The organism is Salmonella enterica subsp. arizonae (genome assembly GCF_008692845.1).
GTDB classification, from domain to species: Bacteria; Pseudomonadota; Gammaproteobacteria; order Enterobacterales; family Enterobacteriaceae; genus Salmonella; species Salmonella arizonae.
Genome location: NZ_VXJW01000002.1, coordinates 193,685 through 212,624 on the forward strand (window position 1 = coordinate 193,685; position 18,940 = coordinate 212,624).

Sequence of the window (18,940 nt, forward strand, 5' to 3'; positions counted from 1 at the left end):
GTGGAGTACATTGATATGAGTCGCAAGCAACTGGCGCTGTTTGAACCTGTTTTACTCGTACAGGCGCTAACGGATGCCGTAAAAAAATTAAGCCCACGCGCCCAGTGGCGTAACCCGGTGATGTTTGTGGTCTGGGCCGGCAGCGTGCTAACCACTCTGTTAACGCTCGCTATGGTAACAGGACAAATAGCGGGAAGCGCCTTGTTCACAGGGGTTATCAGCCTGTGGTTATGGTTCACCGTACTGTTCGCCAATTTTGCCGAAGCGCTGGCGGAAGGCCGCAGCAAAGCCCAGGCAAACAGTCTGAAAGGGGTGAAAAAGACCGCGTTCGCTCGCCGCCTGCGCGCCCCGCGCCATGATGCGCAGGCCGATAACGTGCCCGCCGCTGAACTGCGGAAAGGCGACATTGTCCTGGTCAACGCGGGCGAGATTATTCCCTGCGACGGCGAGGTCATTGAAGGCGGCGCCTCGGTGGATGAAAGTGCGATTACCGGCGAATCCGCGCCCGTGATCCGCGAGTCTGGCGGCGATTTCGCCTCTGTCACCGGCGGCACGCGAATTCTTTCCGACTGGCTGGTGATTGCCTGTAGCGTCAATCCTGGCGAAACCTTTCTTGACCGGATGATCGCGATGGTGGAAGGCGCGCAGCGGCGGAAAACGCCTAACGAGATTGCCCTGACGATTTTGCTCATCGCCCTGACCATTGTCTTTTTACTGACGACCGCCACTCTGTGGCCCTTCTCCGCCTGGGGCGGTAACGCGGTCAGCGTCACCGTGTTGGTGGCGTTGCTAGTGTGCCTGATCCCCACTACCATCGGCGGGCTACTCTCCGCCATTGGCGTAGCCGGAATGAGCCGAATGCTGGGCGCGAACGTGATAGCCACCAGCGGCCGCGCCGTAGAAGCCGCCGGCGATGTTGACGTGCTGCTGCTGGATAAAACCGGCACTATCACGCTCGGCAACCGCCAGGCGTCCGATTTTATTCCCGCCCAAGGGGTGGACGAGCGCACGCTGGCCGACGCCGCGCAGCTCGCTTCGCTGGCCGACGAAACGCCGGAGGGCCGCAGCATCGTTATCCTCGCCAAACAGCGCTTTAATCTGCGTGAGCGCGATGTGCAGTCACTTCATGCCACCTTTGTTCCGTTTACCGCGCAAAGTCGCATGAGCGGAATTAATATCGATAATCGGTTGATCCGTAAAGGATCTGTGGACGCGATTCGGCGTCATGTCGAGAGCAATGGCGGCCATTTTCCCGCCGATGTTGAGCAAAACGTCGAGAGCGTGGCGCGTCTTGGCGCGACGCCGTTGGTCGTAGTGGAAGGCACGCGCGTACTGGGTGTTATCGCCCTCAAGGATATTGTTAAAGGCGGTATTAAAGAACGCTTCGCCCAGCTACGGAAGATGGGCATTAAAACGGTGATGATCACCGGCGATAATCGCCTGACGGCAGCGGCAATTGCCGCAGAAGCCGGTGTGGACGATTTTCTTGCCGAAGCCACGCCGGAAGCCAAGCTGGCGCTGATCCGTCAATATCAGGCGGAAGGACGGCTGGTCGCCATGACCGGCGACGGCACTAACGATGCCCCGGCGCTGGCGCAGGCTGACGTCGCGGTGGCGATGAACTCCGGCACCCAGGCGGCAAAAGAAGCCGGTAATATGGTGGATCTGGACTCTAACCCGACCAAATTGATTGAAGTGGTGCATATCGGTAAGCAGATGCTGATGACGCGCGGCTCGCTCACCACCTTCAGTATCGCGAATGATGTAGCGAAATATTTCGCCATTATTCCCGCCGCGTTTGCCGCTACCTATCCGCAGCTAAACGCGCTCAACGTGATGGGGCTGCATTCGCCGAACTCCGCCATTCTGAGCGCGGTGATCTTTAACGCCCTGATTATCATTTTTCTGATCCCACTGGCATTAAAAGGCGTGAGTTATAAGCCGCTTTCCGCATCGGCCATGCTGCGCCGTAATTTATGGATCTATGGTCTGGGTGGCCTGGTGGTGCCGTTTATTGGTATCAAAGTGATTGATGTGCTGCTGACCCTGCTGGGTCTGGCGTGAGGTGTATGATGATCGGTTTACGTCCTGCTTTTTCGACAATGTTATTTCTGCTGTTATTGACCGGCGGCGTGTATCCGCTTCTGACCACGGCGCTGGGGCAGTGGTGGTTTCCCTGGCAGGCTAATGGCTCGCTGATTCATAAAGACAATGTGATACGCGGCTCAGCGCTTATCGGACAATCGTTTACCGCCGCGGGCTATTTTCATGGCCGGCCCTCCGCCACCGCCGATACGCCTTATAACCCACTGGCGTCGGGCGGAAGCAACCTGGCCGCCAGCAATCCCGAACTGGATGCGCAAATACAGGCCCGCGTCGCCGCGCTACGCGCCGCTAACCCCCAGGCGAGTTCCGCGGTTCCGGTTGAGCTGGCGACGGCGTCGGCAAGCGGGCTGGATAATAATCTGACGCCCGGCGCCGCGGCATGGCAAATCCCCCGCGTGGCGGCGGCTCGCCAGCTTCCCGTTGAACAGGTCGCGCAACTGGTTGCAGAATATACGCACAGGCCGCTGGCGCGCTTTCTTGGGCAACCGGTGGTGAATATTGTTGAGCTTAATCTGGCGCTGGATGCGCTACAGGGACACAGAGCGAAATGAACGACGAACCCTTGCGTCCTGACCCGGATCGCTTGTTGGAACAAACGCCCCCGCCCCACCGGGGGAAGTTGAAAATTTTCTTCGGCGCCTGCGCAGGCGTCGGAAAAACCTGGGCGATGCTGGCGCAAGCGCAGCGGCTGCGAGCGCAGGGGCTGGATGTGGTGATCGGCGTGGTAGAGACGCATGGCCGTAAAGAGACCGCCGCGCTACTTGACGGGCTGACCATTCTGCCGCCAAAACGTCACTCGCACCGGGGGCGGCAAATTCGCGAATTTGACCTGGATGCCGCCCTCGCCCGGCGTCCGGCGCTGATTTTAATGGATGAGCTGGCGCACAGTAACGCGCCTGGCTCACGCCATCCTAAGCGCTGGCAGGATATTGAAGAGCTGCTGGAAGCGGGAATCGACGTTTTCACCACCGTGAACGTACAACATCTGGAAAGTCTGAACGATGTGGTGAGCGGCGTCACGGGGATTCAGGTGCGCGAAACCGTCCCCGATCCCTTTTTTGATGCCGCCGATGAAGTCGTACTGGTCGATCTGCCGCCCGACGATCTGCGCCAACGGCTCAACGAAGGTAAAGTGTATATCGCCGGTCAGGCGGAACGCGCTATTGAACATTTTTTCCGCAAGGGCAATCTGATCGCTCTCCGCGAGCTGGCGCTACGCCGGACAGCCGATCGCGTGGACGATCAGATGCGCGCCTGGCGCGCGCATCCGGGCGAAGAAAAAGTATGGCATACCCGCGATGCGATTTTACTGTGTATCGGGCATAACACCGGCAGCGAAAAACTGGTGCGTACCGCGGCGCGTCTGGCCTCCCGGCTCGGCAGCGTCTGGCACGCCGTCTATGTCGAAACGCCAACGTTACACCGCTTACCGGAAAAACAACGGCGGGCCATTTTAAGCGCGCTGCGCCTGGCGCAGGAGCTTGGCGCGGAAACCGCCACTCTGTCCGATCCCGCCGAAGAGAAAGCGGTCGTGCGCTATGCCCGCGAGCATAATCTGGGGAAAATCGTGATGGGCCGTCCGGCGTCGCGACGCTGGTGGCGACGTGACGCTTTCGCCGACCGTCTTGCCAGGCGCGCGCCGGATCTTGATCAGGTGATCGTCGCGCTGGAAGAGCCGCCTGCCCGCGCGTTGACGCAAGCGCCTGATAACCGGAGTTTTAAAGAGAAATGGCGTGGGCAGATTCAGGGCTGTCTGGTCGCCGTGGCGCTTTGCGCCATCACCACGCTTATCGCTATGCAGTGGCTGGTCGCTTTCGACGCCGCCAATCTGGTGATGCTCTATTTGCTGGGCGTAGTGGTGATCGCGCTGTTTTACGGACGCTGGCCGTCGGTGGTGGCGACGGTGATTAACGTGGCGAGTTTTGATCTCTTTTTTATCGCGCCACGCGGTACGCTCGCCGTTTCGGACGTGCAGTATTTGCTGACCTTTGCCGTGATGCTGACGGTTGGTCTGGTGATTGGCAACCTTACTGCCGGGGTGCGCTATCAGGCGCGCGTCGCCCGTTATCGGGAGCAGCGTACCCGCCATTTATATGAAATGTCTAAAGCGCTGGCCGTCGGGCGTAGCGAACATGATATCGCCGTCACCAGCGAGCAGTTTATCGCCTCGACGTTTCAGGCGCGCAGCCAAATTTTATTACCCGATGCTCACGGTAAGTTGCTGCCTCTCACCCACCAGCAAGGCATGACGCCATGGGACGACGCGATCGCACGCTGGAGTTTTGATAAAGGCCAGCCTGCCGGCGCAGGCACCGATACCCTCCCCGGCGTCCCTTATCAAATCCTGCCGCTGAAGAGCGCCGACAAAACGCACGGTCTGGCTATCGTCGAGCCAGGCAATCTGCGTCAGTTAATGGTGCCGGAGCAGCAACGCCTGCTGGAAACGTTCACTCTACTTGTCGCCAACGCTCTGGAACGACTGACGCTGACCGCCAGCGAAGAACAGGCGCGTCTCGCCAGTGAGCGCGAAAGTATTCGTAATGCGCTGCTGGCGGCGCTGTCACATGATTTACGCACGCCGCTGACGGTGCTGTTCGGCCAGGCGGAAATTCTGACGCTGGATTTAGCCAGCGCGGGATCGCCCCACGCACGTCAGGCCAGTGAAATCCGTCAGCATATTCTCAACACCACCCGGCTGGTGAATAATTTGCTGGATATGGCGCGTATTCAGTCCGGCGGGTTTAATCTTAAAAAAGAGTGGCTCACGCTGGAAGAGGTCGTCGGAAGCGCGTTACAGATGTTGGAACCGGGTTTATTGCATCCGATTACCTTGTCGCTGCCGCAACAGTTAACGCTTATCCATGTCGATGGCCTCCTATTTGAGCGCGTCCTGATCAACTTGCTGGAAAACGCGGTTAAGTACGCCGGGCCGCAGGCCAGTATCGGCATTGATGCTGCGGTTAAGGACGATCGTTTACAACTGGATGTCTGGGATAACGGGCCGGGTATTCCTGCAGGGCAAGAACAGACAATTTTCGATAAATTCGCCCGCGGCAACAAAGAGTCCGCCGTCCCCGGTGTGGGGCTGGGGCTGGCGATTTGCCATGCTATCGTAGAGGTACACGGCGGCACGCTCACCGCCTATAATCGATCACAGGGCGGCGCCTGTTTCCGTGTTACACTGCCGCAAGGAAAACCACCTGAACTTGATGATTTTCATGAGGATATGTGACAAACGTTCTGATTGTTGAAGATGAACAGGCCATCCGCCGCTTTCTGCGCGCCGCGCTGGAAGGCGATGGTCTGCGCGTGTACGAAGCTGAAACATTACAACGTGGTTTACTGGAAGCCGCCACGCGAAAACCCGATCTGATTATTCTCGACCTTGGTCTACCGGACGGCGACGGAAACGATTTTATTCGCGACCTGCGTCAGTGGAGCGCGATACCAATTATTGTTCTTTCCGCCCGCAGTGAAGAAAACGATAAGATTGCCGCGCTTGACGCCGGGGCTGACGATTACCTGAGCAAGCCATTCGGCATTGGCGAGCTGCAGGCGCGTTTACGTGTCGCGCTGCGACGACACGCCGCCAGCCCTTGTGCCGATCCGAGAGTCCGCTTTTCTAACGTTACGGTCGATCTCGCCGCACGGTTGATCCACCGTGGCGATGAAGAAATCCATCTGACGCCGATTGAGTTCCGCCTGCTGGCGGTATTACTCAATAATGCAGGTAAAGTATTAACCCAGCGACAGTTACTAAACCAGGTCTGGGGGCCTAATGCCGTGGAGCATAGCCACTATTTGCGCATCTATATGGGGCATCTACGCCAGAAACTGGAACAAGATCCCACCCGCCCACGCCATTTTATTACCGAAACCGGAATTGGCTATCGCTTTATGCCATGAATAGCTATTCATTATTTTTAAATAAATTCTAATTTTTGTGTCATTTATTTTCGGCATCGCGAATAATTATTTTCGCGGCCACATTATATTTTATGGAGAGCATAAAACATTTAATTAACATTGACTAAACAATTAATTATCTCACAGCACGATATGCATAATCGTCGACTAATTATTTTGCAAATGATCGTTTTTTGTTGATCCGGTTCACAGATTGCTGGCAGATCCTGGATAAAATAGCCATGCTTTCAATAAATCAATGAAAGGATCTCAAAATGGAAAATAATAATCGTTTTATGCCCCATATAAGGCGGACAACGCATATTATGATGTTTGCCCACCGTAATAGTTTCGACTTTCATTTCTTTAATGCCCGGTAGTTTTTCTGCTACGGGTACTTCAGCATACAGGTCTTTCCGACCCTTATGTCATTCAGGTCTATTGCCTAAATAACTCAAATTGTTAAAAGCGACGGTATGGTAACTTCTTTACGCCCAGCCCAGTAACCACCTGGCCTGACAGAAGAAACTCCGACTCAACGCAGTTTTGTTATCACGGCTTCAGCCTGTATATCGTAGTACTCAACTTCTTAAATCCTGTATTTTCCGCGACCGGACGGGTTAGGATTTATTACATCTAAAATAAAGCTAATTTACTGATTTTTTATCAGCGGGATAGCTTTAATTTTTTCCGGAAGAATCAGTTTCTCCTTCGAGAAATTGAGGGCCTGCTATTACCTGAAATAAAGAGATGAAAAAATGACAGAATTAAAAATTGCCGTTAGCCGTCACTGCCCGGATTGTTTTTCTACACAGCGTAATATTGTAAATGTTGATGAAAGTCGTTTTATCGACGTGGCTGCCATCGTGTTATCTATCGACGATATTGAACGAGGAAAACTCGATGAAATCGACGCAACGGGTTACGGTATCCCCGTGTTTATCGCGACGCATGACGAAGGGCGCGTACCGCCTGAATATCTGTCGCGTATCTCTGGTGTATTCGAATATAATGAATCCCGTGCGGCCTTTTATGGTCGTCAGTTGGAAACAGCGGCAAGCCACTACGAAACGCAGTTACGTCCGCCGTTCTTCCGCGCACTGGTGGATTATGTCAACCAGGGCAACAGCGCATTTGACTGCCCGGGGCACCAGGGCGGCGAATTCTTCCGCCGTCATCCTGCCGGTAATCAATTCGTGGAATACTTTGGCGAAACGCTCTTCCGCTCCGATTTGTGCAACGCGGACGTGGCCATGGGCGATCTGCTGATTCACGAAGGCGCGCCTTGCATTGCGCAACAACATGCGGCAAAAATCTTTAACGCCGATAAAACCTACTTTGTGCTGAACGGGACTTCCTCCTCTAACAAAGTCGTGCTAAACGCCCTGTTAACGCCGGGCGATCTGGTGCTGTTTGACCGTAACAACCACAAATCTAACCACCACGGCGCATTATTACAGGCGGGCGCAACGCCTGTTTATCTGGAAACCGCGCGTAACCCGTATGGTTTTATCGGCGGGATCGATGCTCACTGCTTTGAAGAAGATTATCTGCGCGAGCTGATTAACGAAGTCGCGCCGCAGCGCGTCCGCGACGTCCGTCCGTTCCGTCTGGCCGTCATCCAGTTAGGCACCTACGACGGTACCATTTATAACGCCCGTCAGGTCGTCGATAAAATTGGTCATCTGTGCGACTACATCCTGTTTGACTCCGCCTGGGTCGGCTATGAACAATTTATTCCGATGATGGCCGACTGCTCGCCGCTGCTACTGGAACTGAACGAAAACGATCCGGGTATTCTGGTAACGCAGTCCGTTCACAAACAACAGGCCGGGTTCTCCCAGACCTCGCAGATCCACAAAAAAGATAGCCATATCAAAGGGCAACCGCGCTACGTTCCGCATAAGCGCATGAATAACGCCTTTATGATGCACGCGTCGACCAGCCCGTTCTATCCGCTGTTCGCCGCGCTGGACGTTAACGCCAAAATGCACGAAGGCGTCAGCGGCCGCAATATGTGGATGGATTGCGTGGTTAACGGCGTCGATACCCGTAAATTAATCCTCGAAAACTGCCATCATATCCGTCCGTTCGTGCCGGAACTGATTGACGGCAAGCCGTGGCAGTCATACCCGACATCGGAGATCGCCTGCGATCTGCGTTTCTTCCACTTTGTCCCGGGCGAACATTGGCATGCGTTTGAAGGCTATGCCGAACATCAATACTTTGTCGACCCATGCAAACTGTTGCTCACCACGCCGGGCATCAATGCAGCGAGCGGCGAATATGAAGACTTTGGCGTTCCTGCCACGATCCTCGCTAACTTCCTGCGTGAGAACGGCGTCGTCCCGGAAAAATGCGATCTCAACTCCATCCTGTTCTTGCTGACGCCGGCAGAAGACATGGCGAAATTGCAACAGCTTGTCGCTCTGCTGGTTCGTTTCGAAAAACTGCTGGAAGCCGATGCGCCGTTAGCGGAAGTATTACCATCCATTTACAAACAGCATGAAACGCGTTACGCCGGCTATACCCTGCGTCAGCTTTGCCAGGAGATGCATGATCTCTATGCGCGGCACAACGTGAAACAACTGCAAAAAGAGATGTTCCGTAAATCGCATTTCCCGAAAGTCAGTATGAATCCGCAAGAGGCCAACTATGCCTATCTGCGCGGCGAGGTTGAACTGGTTCGCCTGCCGGAAGCGGAAGGTCGTATCGCGGCTGAAGGCGCTCTGCCTTACCCGCCGGGAGTACTGTGCGTCGTTCCGGGCGAAATCTGGGGCGGTTCTGTCCTGCGTTATTTCAGCGCCCTGGAGGAAGGGATTAACCTGCTGCCGGGCTTTGCGCCTGAACTGCAGGGTGTTTATATCGAAGAACACGACGGCCGTAAGCAGGTCTGGTGCTACGTCATTAAGCCTCGCGACGCGCAGCGCTCCCTGTTGCAGGAGGAAAAATTATGAGTAAACCTAAAGCCAACAAAATGGGGGTCGTACAGCTCACTATTCTGACAATGGTCAACATGATGGGCTCCGGGATCATCATGCTGCCGACCAAACTGTCTGAAGTCGGCACGATATCCATTATCTCCTGGCTGGTCACCGCCGTCGGCTCGATGGCGCTGGCCTGGGCGTTTGCGAAATGCGGTATGTTTAGCCGTAAATCCGGCGGCATGGGCGGTTACGCCGAATATGCTTTCGGTAAATCCGGCAACTTTATGGCGAACTATACCTACGGCGTCTCGCTGCTGATCGCCAACGTGGCTATCGCCATCTCCGCTGTCGGTTATGGCACCGAGTTGTTCGGCGCCGCGCTGACGCCGCTCCAGATCGGCCTGGCGACTATCGCTGTATTGTGGGTTTGTACCATCGCAAACTTTGGCGGCGCGCGTATTACCGGGCAGATCAGTAGCGTTACCGTCTGGGGCGTCATCATTCCGGTTGTCGGCCTGTGCATCATCGGCTGGTTCTGGTTTAGCCCCAGCATGTACGTGGCGTCGTGGAACCCGCACCATGTTCCGTTCTTTAGCGCGGTCGGTTCTTCCATCGCTATGACGCTGTGGGCATTTCTTGGGTTGGAATCCGCCTGCGCTAACGCAGATGTGGTCGAAAATCCGGAAAAGAACGTCCCCATCGCGGTACTGGGCGGTACGCTGGGCGCGGCGGTCATTTATATCGTTTCGACCAACGTGATTGCCGGGATTGTGCCGAACATGGATCTGGCAAACTCCACGGCGCCGTTTGGCCTGGCATTTGCACAGATGTTCACGCCTGCGGTAGGTAAAGTGATCATGGCGCTGATGGTGATGTCCTGCTGCGGCTCATTGCTGGGCTGGCAGTTCACTATCGCCCAGGTCTTTAAATCCTCCGCTGACGAAGGCTATTTCCCGAAAGTCTTCTCTCGCGTAACGAAAGTCGACGCGCCGGTTCAGGGGATGTTGATTATTGTGATTATTCAGACTGGCCTGTCGCTGATGACCATTAGCCCGTCGCTGAATAGTCAGTTTAACGTCCTGGTTAACCTGGCGGTGGTGACGAACATTATTCCGTATATTCTGTCGATGGCCGCGCTGGTTATCATTCAGAAAATGGCGAATGTGCCGTCATCAAAGGCGAAAGTCGCTAACTTCGTGGCCTTCGTTGGCGCCATGTATAGCTTCTACGCGCTATATTCCTCCGGTGAAGAAGCCATGCTGTACGGCTCAATTGTGACCTTCCTCGGCTGGACGTTATACGGCCTGGTCTCACCGCGTTTTGAATTGAAAAATAAACACGGCTGATGGCGCGCCCGGGCTACGGTAACGGTAGTCCGGGCATTTTCACTCTTTGAATAAGATAATAGAAATGAGTAATCCAGAACGGGAAGTCACTGATATAGCAGAAATACTGGCTATTCTCAGTAAACACGAAGTGTGTCGGATAGGGGTTAACGACAATTTCTGCCCATATGTTGTCCCCGTAAATTTTGGCTACGAGTATCAGAACGGACGCTGGATATTTTATTTTCACGGCGCACGCACCGGGAAAAAGATGCGTCTGTTACGAAAGAACCCGGCAGTATGCGTTGAAATAGACGGCGACCACGGATTACTGCGCGCCGACGATCCCTGTGATTATAGCTACGCCTACACCAGTGTTTTCGCCACCGGGCTGGCATCGATATTGCAAACGCGCGAGGAGATGCGCTACGGCCTGGACGTCATTATGCGCCAGACCGATCCGGGAAAAGCCTTCAGTTATCGGGAAGATATGATGAAAGCGGTTTGCGTGGTGCGTATCGAATGCGATGCCCTGACCTGCCGCCGACATCTGGCGACTCAGAGCGAATAAGTCAGATATCACAAGCGCCTTATCCGGCCTGGAGGCGATTTACAGGCCTGATAAGCGCAGCGCCGTTAATACAAAAAAGGAGCCTTACGGCTCCTTTTTCTTCCATATCGCCCATCAGGCGTTTTTCAATACTTCACTAACGATTTCAACGGCTTCTTTCTCAATCTGCTTGCGATGTTCTTCCCCAAGGAAGCTTTCGCAATAGATCTTGTAAGCGTCTTCCGTACCGGATGGACGCGCGGCGAACCAGCCGTTGTCGGTCATTACCTTCAGGCCGCCAATCGATGCGCCATTACCCGGCGCTGCGGTAAGACGCGCGGTGATCGGGTCGCCTGCCAGCGTGCTGGCGCTCACCATTTCCGGAGACAGTTTAGACAATGCCGCTTTCTGGGCCGAGGTCGCTGCCGCCTGCAGGCGGTTATAGCTCGGCGCGCCAAAACGCGCTGCCAGTTCATTGTAATGCTCCTGCGGGTTTTTCCCGGTAACGGCGGTGATTTCCGCCGCCAGCAGGCACATGATGATCCCGTCTTTATCAGTAGACCACGGCGTCCCGTCGAAACGCAGGAACGAAGCGCCCGCGCTCTCTTCCCCGCCGAAACCAAAGCTGCCGTCGAACAAACCGTCAACAAACCATTTGAAACCTACCGGCACTTCCACCAGCTTACGACCTAAATCATTCACCACGCGGTCAATCATCGCGGAAGAGACCAGCGTTTTACCGACAGCCACCTCGTTGCCCCATTGCGGACGATGCTGGAACAGATAGTTGATCGCCACTGCCAGATAATGGTTCGGGTTCATCAGCCCCGCAGGCGTCACGATGCCATGACGGTCGTAGTCCGGATCGTTGGCAAAGGCCAAATCGAATTTATCACGCAGCGCCAGCAAACCCGCCATCGCGCATTCAGAGGAGCAATCCATGCGGATCGCGCCGTCTTTATCAAGGTGCATAAAGCGGAAGGTTTGATCAACCTGATCGTTGACCAGCGTCAGGTTGAGCTTGTAATGCTCAGCGATACGTTTCCAGTATTCGATACCGGAACCGCCCAGCGGATCGACGCCCAGCGTCAGACCCGCTTTCTGAATCGCCGCCATATCAACAATATCCGCCAGCCCTTCGACAAACGGTTGTACCAGATCTACCGCTTTAACGTGGCCTGAGGCCATTGCCGCATCCAGAGAAATGCGTTTAACGCCTTTCAGGCCGTCAGCCAGTAGCGTATTGGCGCGCTCTTCTACCACTTTAGTGACGTTGGTATCCGCCGGGCCGCCATTGGGCGGATTATATTTAATGCCGCCATCTTCCGGCGGGTTGTGCGACGGTGTAATCACAATACCGTCCGCCAGCGGACCGCCTTTTTTGTTATGGACCAGGATTGCATTTGATACGGCAGGCGTTGGCGTGAAGCCATTGTTTTCCTGCACGATAACATCTACGCCGTTTGCCGCCAGCACCTCCAGCACGGAAATGAAAGCCGGTTCCGAGAGCGCGTGAGTATCTTTACCCACATAGCAGGGGCCGGTAATGCCGTTTTTCGCCCGCTCTTCAGCAATCGCCTGGGCGACCGCCAGAATATGCGGTTCGTTGAAACTGTGACGGCCTGCGCTGCCGCGATGGCCGGAGGTGCCAAATTTCACGGCATGTTCTGCATTCCCTGCTTCTGGTTTCAGTACATAATACTGCGCCGTCAGTTGGGCGACGTTAATCAAATCACTCTGTTGCGCAGGTTGTCCTGCACGGTTGTGGATTGCCATTGCCTGGTCCTTCTAATGCAAGGATTAAATTGTTCCGCAAACCTTTTCAATCAATTCCGCCGGGAATTGCATTGACTGCATGATATGTTCAATCATGCTGCATTTACGGCCGGTGTTGGTGTTGGTGATCACCCAGTACGGCGTGCCGGGAACATGCTTAGGTTTAGTTTGATTCCCATTTTTCAGCAGCGTTTGTTCATCCGGCGCAAAATAGACGCGCGTGCGGCCATGCAGCGACTCCGTCGCCTCTGCAAACGCGTGGTGATCCAGTGAATAGAGTGTAGTCAGAATCAGCATAAAGCGGTTGACTGCTTTTTTCTGCTCGGCATATTCGTCAGACAAAAGTAGCTCACGCATCGCGCGAACTTTGTCTTTCACCGGATTGACCGGTTTCACTTCTGCGATGAGTTGCGCCGAAGGCGTCCCTTTCGCTGCCGAAGCAATTGGCTGAGTAGTGGCGGAAAACTTCAACATACGCCGTAAAATGTCGGATGCGCTCTCGCCGATATGCTTGGTGTGGCTGGCAATATAGCTATAGAGTTCATCATCAACTTCAATCGTTTTCATCTTAATCCAGTGCGATGTCTTTGCTGAATACAAGTTATTGGGATTATAGGAACAAATCCCAACAGCGGATAGCGTTAAGCCCGGCTGACAAAAAAACTCGGAGTAAACCTTAGAGGTTGCAGCCCAGTGGCAGAATGGTCAACATAATACCCTAACCCGACAGAGCGAAAAAAAGAACTTTGCCATGAAATTAAACATCCGAGCGCAATCTGCACAAAACCTGCACAATAATTCCCCCATCGTTCTTGTTCATGGTCTGTTTGGCAGCCTGGACAACCTCGGCGTACTGGCGCGCGATCTGGTGATCGATCACGACATTATCCAGGTCGATATGCGCAATCATGGTTTATCGCCGCGCGATCCAGTCATGGATTATCCGGCAATGGCCCAGGATCTTCTGGATACGCTCGACGCGCGGCAGATTGAAAAAGCGACGTTTATTGGTCATTCCATGGGCGGAAAAGCGGTAATGGCGCTGACGGCGCTGGCGCCCGATCGCATCGATCGTCTGGTCGCGATTGATATCGCCCCCGTGGATTATCATGTTCGCCGCCACGATCGCATTTTCGCGGCCATTAACGCCGTCAGCGAATCCGACGCGACATCCCGCCAACAGGCGGCAGGGATTATGCGCCAGCACCTCAACGAAGAAGGCGTGATCCAGTTTCTGTTAAAATCCTGGGCTGAAGGCGAATGGCGTTTTAATGTTCCGGTATTATGGGACCAGTATCCGCATATCGTCGGCTGGGAAACCATTCCGCCCTGGGAACATCCGGCGCTGTTTATTCCAGGCGGTAACTCGCCGTACGTGACCGAAGCGTACCGCGACGCGCTGCTGGCGCAATTCCCTTTGGCGCGCGCGCATGTGATCGCCGGCGCGGGCCACTGGGTACATGCCGAAAAACCAGAGGCGGTTCTGCGCGCCATCCGCCGTTATCTCCACGATAAACGCTAACTGATTAAAAACTCATCGCCTGTGCGCGATTACGCGCGCGGGCGTTGGCGTCGCTTTCTCGCTGATGTATGATGGCGCGCTATCCATCCGGGCATAAGCCTGGCTGATTGTTTCCCCCGAAGTCACCAAAACCATGGCCAAAGAACAAACGGACCGTACGACATTAGATTTGTTCGCGCACGAGCGTCGCCCGGGACGACCTAAAACGAATCCGCTTTCGCGCGATGAACAGTTACGCATCAACAAGCGCAACCAGTTGAAACGCGACAAAGTTCGTGGCCTCAAGCGTGTCGAATTAAAACTCAACGCACAAGCAGTTGACGCGCTGAATGAGCTGGCCGAAGCGCGCAACATTAGCCGCAGCGAGCTCATTGAAGAAATATTAATGAAGCAGCTTATGGCGCTGCACGGCCAGGTTTAGTCTGAAAACAAGTTTTGTTTCATATTTCGTGTAGCAGAGCGTGCAGTCCCACGTGATTGCTGTTTCCGCATGTCTACCTGTTCTGCTATGATTGCCCTTATCCGTGGGCAATTCGCCACCACCATTTCAATAAGTTTCAAGAGGTTATTTTACTCATGGCAATCACTGGCATCTTTTTCGGCAGCGACACAGGTAATACCGAAAATATCGCAAAAATGATTCAAAAACAGCTTGGTAAAGACGTTGCCGATGTGCATGACATTGCAAAAAGCAGTAAAGAAGACCTGGAAGGGTATGACATTCTACTGCTGGGCATCCCGACCTGGTACTACGGCGAAGCGCAATGCGACTGGGATGACTTTTTCCCGACTCTCGAAGAAATTGATTTTAACGGTAAGCTGGTGGCGCTGTTTGGCTGTGGCGATCAGGAAGACTACGCGGAATACTTCTGTGATGCGCTTGGCACTATTCGCGACATTATTGAGCCGCGCGGCGCTACGATTGTGGGTCACTGGCCTACCGCAGGTTATCATTTTGAAGCCTCTAAGGGTCTGGCTGACGACGATCATTTTGTCGGCCTGGCGATTGACGAAGACCGCCAGCCTGAACTGACCGCCGAGCGTGTTGAGAAATGGGTCAAGCAAATTTCAGCGGAATTGCACCTCGACGACATCCTCAACGCCTAATCTTATGTGGCGCAGCCCTATGACTGCGCCGCATCAATAGACAAGACCAATCAAAATAATTGCTACAAATTTGTAACTTTCGCATCCATCCCTGTACAATGTCCGGGTGTAATAAGGTGGCGCCAGAATTTGCAGGCAAAACCATCGTTTTATTAACTCTTGCGAGATACTTGCGGTTTTCATTTCGGCATGGCAGTCCTATAATGATACGCATTATCTTGAGTGCAATTTCTGCCACTTCTCTAATGAAGTGAATCGTTTAGCAACAGGACAGATTCCGCATGACTGACAACAATACCGCATTAAAGAAGGCTGGCCTGAAAGTAACGCTTCCTCGTTTAAAAATTCTGGAAGTTCTTCAGGAACCAGATAACCATCACGTCAGTGCGGAAGATTTATACAAACGCCTGATCGACATGGGTGAAGAAATCGGTCTGGCGACCGTATACCGTGTGCTGAACCAGTTTGACGATGCCGGTATCGTGACCCGCCATAATTTTGAAGGCGGTAAATCCGTTTTTGAACTGACGCAACAGCATCATCACGATCATCTTATCTGCCTTGATTGCGGAAAAGTGATTGAATTTAGTGATGACTCTATTGAAGCGCGCCAGCGTGAAATTGCGGCGAGACACGGTATTCGTTTAACTAATCACAGCCTCTATCTTTACGGCCACTGCGCTGAAGGCGACTGCCGCGAAGACGAACAAGCGCACGATGACGCGACCAAATAAGTATAAATCTTTCGAAGAGCCAACCGCCCGGTTGGCTTTTTTATATCCTCTTCTTTCTGCCGCTTGATGTTTATTTAATGTAAAAAAATCGCCATCGCATCTCAGAAGAGCAGAAATGGAGCTACGCCAGTTACGCTATTTTGTCCGTATTATTGAAACCGGCAGTATGGGCAGCGCCATGCAGGATCTTGATATTGGCGTTTCAGCATTAAGCCAACAGATGTCACGCCTGGAAAACGAGATCGCCATCCGTCTGTTGCAGCGCACTTCGCGAGGCGTTACGCCGACTAATGCCGGACAGGCCTTTTATTCCCAGGCCCAGCTTGCGCTGCGACATGCCGACAACGCGATTCTCGCCGCCAGAGAGGCGCGACTTTCCGGTCATGTGAGCGTAGGAATGGCCCCTAGTACCGCCTCTATACTGGGTATACCGTTTATCCCTGCCATGCAGGAAAACTATGCCGATGTCCGACTGCATGTGGTGGAAAGCTTGTCCGGTAATCTGGAAAGAATGATTAATACCCGCCAGATTGAGATTGCTGATTCATCCGCCGCTGGCTGGTGACTTCTATCAAATTTTTCCGCATAGCCTGCTGGCGTGGATGTTTGGCTCAGTTTTTGTGCTGGCAATCGGTTTGCTTATGGCGGGCGTGATCCGCTTCTGGCGTAAGATCTCGCCGGGCATACCGCATTCGGCGGAGATTGCGGAAGCGTCGCGCAACGCGTTTACGCTGAAATATCTCGATGGCGGACATGGCAAAGGCTGTAACGAAGCGGACGATGCGTTCACGCTGCTGCGCCGTCGCTTTCATCACTTTACCTTTTACGGTTTTATGCTCTGTTTTGCCGCCACGCTTGTGGCGACGGGCTATCACTACGTCGCCGACTGGGAAGCGCCCTACCCGTTCTTTAGCCTGCCGGTCATGCTTGGCACTCTGGGCGGCATCGGTCTGCTTATCGGTCCGGCCGGGCTACTGTGGCTCAATCTATGGCGGTCACCGTTGCATGGCGATGCGCGCCAGAAACCCATGGATCGCGGTTTTATTCTGCTCCTGCTATTAACCAGTCTTACCGGGCTGGCGCTGCTGGCAGGCAGAGACACCCGCGGAATGGGCATACTGCTGGCGCTCCATTTAGGCGTGGTGATGGCGCTCTTTCTCACCCTTCCCTACGGAAAATTCGCCCACGGATTTTTCCGCTGCGCGGCCTTACTCAAATGGGCAGTTGAGAAGCGACGCGGAAAACATGCGGGGGATACAGGCAACTGACCCGCGGCATCTTACCCATAAAACAATAAAGACAGTGGATAGCAAACCCTATGGCACAACACATACCAGCAACATCGCGCGCCAGCACGTTTAGCGCAATACTGGGCGTAACCAGCGGCAATTTTCTTGAACAGTTAGATTTTTTCTTGTTCGGATTTTATGCCACCTATATCGCCAGAACTTTTTTTCCGGCGGAAAGCGAATTTGCCTCATTAATGCTGACCTTTGCCGTCTTTGGCCCCGGTTTTTTAATGCGCCCCGTCGGCGCGATTGTGCCTGGCGTCTATATTGACAGGATCGGACGTCGTAAAGGGCTAATGGTGACACTGGCGATTATGGACTGTGGTACGCTGCTTATCGCCCTTGTCCCCGGTTATCAAACGATCGGCCTGGCTGCGCCTGCATTGGTACTGCTGGGCCGGTTATTACAAGGATTTTCTGCGGGCGTCGAGTCAGGCGGCGTCTCGGTCTATCTGTCCGAAATCGCAACGCCAGGCAATAAAGGGTTTTATACTAGCTGGCAATCCGCCAGTCAGCAGGTTGCGATCGTCGTTGCCGCGTTGATTGGTTATAGCCTGAATATCACGCTGGGACAAGACACGATATCGGAGTGGGGCTGGCGAATCCCGTTCTTTATCGGCTGTATGATCATTCTGTTGATTTTTATTTTACGTCGTTCATTACAAGAAACAGAGGCGTTTTTACAACGCAAATATCGCCCCGACACCAGGGAAATTTTCGCTACTATCGCCAAAAACTGGCGCATCATTACGGCCGGAACGCTGCTGGTGGCAATGACCACCACAACGCTTTATTTTATCACCGTTTATACGCCGACCTATGGCAGAACCGTGCTTAATCTCAGCGCGCGGGACAGTTTGATCGTCACCATGCTGGTGGGCGTGTCCAATTTTATCTGGTTACCTATCGGCGGCGCGATTTCCGATCGGATTGGCCGTCGCGCCGTGTTAATGGGCATTACCTTACTGGCGCTGATCACCACCTGGCCTGTCATGCAGTGGCTGACCGCCGCGCCCGACTTTACCCGCATGGCGCAGGTACTGCTGTGGTTCTCTTTCTTTTTTGGCATGTATAACAGCGCAATGGTCGCGGCATTAACCGAAGTGATGCCAGTCTACGTGCGCACCGTCGGTTTCTCGCTGGCCTTTAGCCTGGCGACGGCGATTTTTGGCGGCCTGACGCCGGCCATTTCTACCACGCTGGTCAAATTAACCGGCGACAAAAGCTCGCCCGGCTGGTGGCTGATGTGCGCGGCGTTATGTGGACTCGCCGCGACGGCTATGCTGTTTGTGCGCCTGAGTCGCGGCTATATCGCGGCAAGGCAGGATTTTATTGCGCGCTATTATGACTGTGAATCTCCTGCCAGACCTTATCGCAGTCAGCCTTGACCGCCTGATCGTTACCCGTGCGCGTCGCCTGAATGCACTGCTGATAGTCCAGTACCCTCACGCTCTCTTCATTAGCAAATTGCTGATGTTTGCGGTCTTTTTTCAGGACATTCAGTATGCTTTGGCAGGCCTCTATCTTCTCAGGCGAGCCCTGTGCGGTGTTAATACAGGCGCTGTACGCCTCTTTCAGGCGGTTATCTTCTTCCACCGCGGGTGATGACGCACAGGCCGCCAAACCGGCGGTCATGCTGGCGATAAGTAATATTTTTTTCATAGCTCGTTCCTCAACAGCGCGGCAGCGCTGACGCCT

At 54.0% G+C, this 18,940-nt stretch carries 16 protein-coding genes and 2 pseudogenes; 15 read left to right on the plus strand and 3 right to left on the minus strand.

Annotation, left to right across the window (positions count from 1 at the left end; translation table 11 throughout):
• Positions 1 to 15: 15 nt before the first annotated feature.
• The 8 genes from kdpB to F4V61_RS05545 all read left to right on the plus strand — a co-directional run bounded on the left by kdpB (position 16) and on the right by F4V61_RS05545 (position 10,835).
• Positions 16 to 2,064, plus strand: a complete 2,049-nt coding sequence (gene kdpB / locus F4V61_RS05510) for a potassium-transporting ATPase subunit KdpB (RefSeq protein ID WP_058345619.1) — start codon at positions 16 to 18, stop codon at positions 2,062 to 2,064.
• Positions 2,065 to 2,072: 8 nt separating this feature from the next.
• Positions 2,073 to 2,657, plus strand: a complete 585-nt coding sequence (gene kdpC, locus F4V61_RS05515; protein WP_000579804.1) for a potassium-transporting ATPase subunit KdpC — start codon at positions 2,073 to 2,075, stop codon at positions 2,655 to 2,657.
• Entirely contained in the window at positions 2,654 to 5,338 is a 2,685-nt protein-coding gene (gene kdpD / locus F4V61_RS05520; protein ID WP_058345620.1) for a two-component system sensor histidine kinase KdpD, read from the plus strand. Before kdpC ends, kdpD begins: the two co-directional genes overlap by 4 nt.
• Positions 5,335 to 6,012: a two-component system response regulator KdpE gene (gene kdpE, locus F4V61_RS05525; RefSeq protein ID WP_000186063.1), complete on the plus strand. Its 678-nt coding sequence runs from the start codon at positions 5,335 to 5,337 to the stop codon at positions 6,010 to 6,012. The genes kdpD and kdpE overlap by 4 nt, the downstream gene beginning before the upstream one ends.
• Positions 6,013 to 6,287: 275 nt before the next feature.
• Entirely contained in the window at positions 6,288 to 6,392 is a 105-nt protein-coding gene (speFL, locus tag F4V61_RS05530; RefSeq protein WP_015632840.1) for a leader peptide SpeFL, read from the plus strand.
• 378 nt (positions 6,393 to 6,770) lie between these two features.
• Entirely contained in the window at positions 6,771 to 8,969 is a 2,199-nt protein-coding gene (gene speF, locus F4V61_RS05535) for an ornithine decarboxylase SpeF (RefSeq protein WP_058345621.1), read from the plus strand.
• The gene (potE, locus tag F4V61_RS05540; protein ID WP_000042650.1) at positions 8,966 to 10,285 is read left to right on the plus strand and encodes a putrescine-ornithine antiporter; all 1,320 of its coding nucleotides are present in this window, start codon (positions 8,966 to 8,968) and stop codon (positions 10,283 to 10,285) included. Before speF ends, potE begins: the two co-directional genes overlap by 4 nt.
• 64 nt (positions 10,286 to 10,349) lie before the next feature.
• On the plus strand, positions 10,350 to 10,835 hold the full coding sequence (locus tag F4V61_RS05545) for a pyridoxamine 5'-phosphate oxidase family protein (RefSeq protein ID WP_079827857.1): 486 nt from the start codon (positions 10,350 to 10,352) through the stop codon (positions 10,833 to 10,835).
• Between the two features lie 114 nt (positions 10,836 to 10,949).
• On the opposite strand, the gene pgm is transcribed toward F4V61_RS05545, so the two are convergent.
• Both pgm and seqA read right to left on the minus strand, forming a co-directional pair.
• Complete coding sequence (gene pgm / locus F4V61_RS05550) at positions 10,950 to 12,590, minus strand: phosphoglucomutase (alpha-D-glucose-1,6-bisphosphate-dependent) (RefSeq protein ID WP_000974391.1); 1,641 nt, start codon at positions 12,588 to 12,590, stop codon at positions 10,950 to 10,952.
• Positions 12,591 to 12,614: 24 nt separating this feature from the next.
• Positions 12,615 to 13,157 carry a replication initiation negative regulator SeqA gene (gene seqA / locus F4V61_RS05555; RefSeq protein WP_000848391.1) on the minus strand — a complete coding sequence of 181 codons (543 nt, stop codon included), beginning with the start codon at positions 13,155 to 13,157 and terminating at the stop codon, positions 12,615 to 12,617.
• A 184-nt stretch (positions 13,158 to 13,341) separates the two neighbouring features.
• Here seqA and ybfF point away from each other — a divergent pair, with 184 nt between their 5' ends.
• The 7 genes and pseudogenes from ybfF (at position 13,342) to tcuC (ending at position 18,630) form a co-directional block, all read left to right on the plus strand.
• Positions 13,342 to 14,112: an esterase gene (gene ybfF, locus F4V61_RS05560; RefSeq protein WP_079799600.1), complete on the plus strand. Its 771-nt coding sequence runs from the start codon at positions 13,342 to 13,344 to the stop codon at positions 14,110 to 14,112.
• Positions 14,113 to 14,245: 133 nt separating this feature from the next.
• Positions 14,246 to 14,533: a LexA regulated protein gene (gene ybfE, locus F4V61_RS05565; protein WP_079799599.1), complete on the plus strand. Its 288-nt coding sequence runs from the start codon at positions 14,246 to 14,248 to the stop codon at positions 14,531 to 14,533.
• Between the two features lie 155 nt (positions 14,534 to 14,688).
• Positions 14,689 to 15,219, plus strand: a complete 531-nt coding sequence (gene fldA / locus F4V61_RS05570; protein ID WP_001018620.1) for a flavodoxin FldA — start codon at positions 14,689 to 14,691, stop codon at positions 15,217 to 15,219.
• Between the two features lie 281 nt (positions 15,220 to 15,500).
• Positions 15,501 to 15,953 carry a ferric iron uptake transcriptional regulator gene (gene fur, locus F4V61_RS05575; RefSeq protein WP_000131704.1) on the plus strand — a complete coding sequence of 151 codons (453 nt, stop codon included), beginning with the start codon at positions 15,501 to 15,503 and terminating at the stop codon, positions 15,951 to 15,953.
• Between the two features lie 115 nt (positions 15,954 to 16,068).
• Positions 16,069 to 16,494, plus strand: a pseudogene (gene tcuR / locus F4V61_RS05580) (tricarballylate utilization LysR family transcriptional regulator TcuR); the annotation flags it as partial.
• Positions 16,493 to 17,221 (plus strand): annotated as a pseudogene (gene tcuB / locus F4V61_RS05585) (tricarballylate utilization protein TcuB); the annotation flags it as partial. The pseudogenes tcuR and tcuB, both read left to right, overlap by 2 nt.
• Before the next feature lie 50 nt (positions 17,222 to 17,271).
• Positions 17,272 to 18,630: a tricarballylate/proton symporter TcuC gene (gene tcuC, locus F4V61_RS05590; RefSeq protein WP_232081974.1), complete on the plus strand. Its 1,359-nt coding sequence runs from the start codon at positions 17,272 to 17,274 to the stop codon at positions 18,628 to 18,630.
• Here the strand turns inward: tcuC and chiQ are convergent.
• A complete protein-coding gene (chiQ, locus tag F4V61_RS05595; protein WP_079835340.1) occupies positions 18,572 to 18,904 on the minus strand; it encodes a ChiQ/YbfN family lipoprotein in 333 nt (110 codons plus the stop codon). The genes tcuC and chiQ overlap by 59 nt on opposite strands.
• Between the last annotated feature and the right edge of the window lie 36 nt (positions 18,905 to 18,940).

Coding starts and splice junctions, on each gene's coding strand:
- tcuC (WP_232081974.1), top strand. CDS start 17,272: ATGGCACAACACATACCAGCAACATCGCGCGCCAGCACGTTTAGCGCA.
- seqA (WP_000848391.1), bottom strand. CDS start 13,157: ATGAAAACGATTGAAGTTGATGATGAACTCTATAGCTATATTGCCAGC.
- chiQ (WP_079835340.1), bottom strand. CDS start 18,904: ATGAAAAAAATATTACTTATCGCCAGCATGACCGCCGGTTTGGCGGCC.
- F4V61_RS05545 (WP_079827857.1), top strand. CDS start 10,350: ATGAGTAATCCAGAACGGGAAGTCACTGATATAGCAGAAATACTGGCT.
- kdpB (WP_058345619.1), top strand. CDS start 16: ATGAGTCGCAAGCAACTGGCGCTGTTTGAACCTGTTTTACTCGTACAG.
- pgm (WP_000974391.1), bottom strand. CDS start 12,590: ATGGCAATCCACAACCGTGCAGGACAACCTGCGCAACAGAGTGATTTG.
- speFL (WP_015632840.1), top strand. CDS start 6,288: ATGGAAAATAATAATCGTTTTATGCCCCATATAAGGCGGACAACGCAT.
- speF (WP_058345621.1), top strand. CDS start 6,771: ATGACAGAATTAAAAATTGCCGTTAGCCGTCACTGCCCGGATTGTTTT.
- ybfE (WP_079799599.1), top strand. CDS start 14,246: ATGGCCAAAGAACAAACGGACCGTACGACATTAGATTTGTTCGCGCAC.
- fur (WP_000131704.1), top strand. CDS start 15,501: ATGACTGACAACAATACCGCATTAAAGAAGGCTGGCCTGAAAGTAACG.
- ybfF (WP_079799600.1), top strand. CDS start 13,342: ATGAAATTAAACATCCGAGCGCAATCTGCACAAAACCTGCACAATAAT.
- kdpC (WP_000579804.1), top strand. CDS start 2,073: ATGATCGGTTTACGTCCTGCTTTTTCGACAATGTTATTTCTGCTGTTA.
- potE (WP_000042650.1), top strand. CDS start 8,966: ATGAGTAAACCTAAAGCCAACAAAATGGGGGTCGTACAGCTCACTATT.
- kdpD (WP_058345620.1), top strand. CDS start 2,654: ATGAACGACGAACCCTTGCGTCCTGACCCGGATCGCTTGTTGGAACAA.
- fldA (WP_001018620.1), top strand. CDS start 14,689: ATGGCAATCACTGGCATCTTTTTCGGCAGCGACACAGGTAATACCGAA.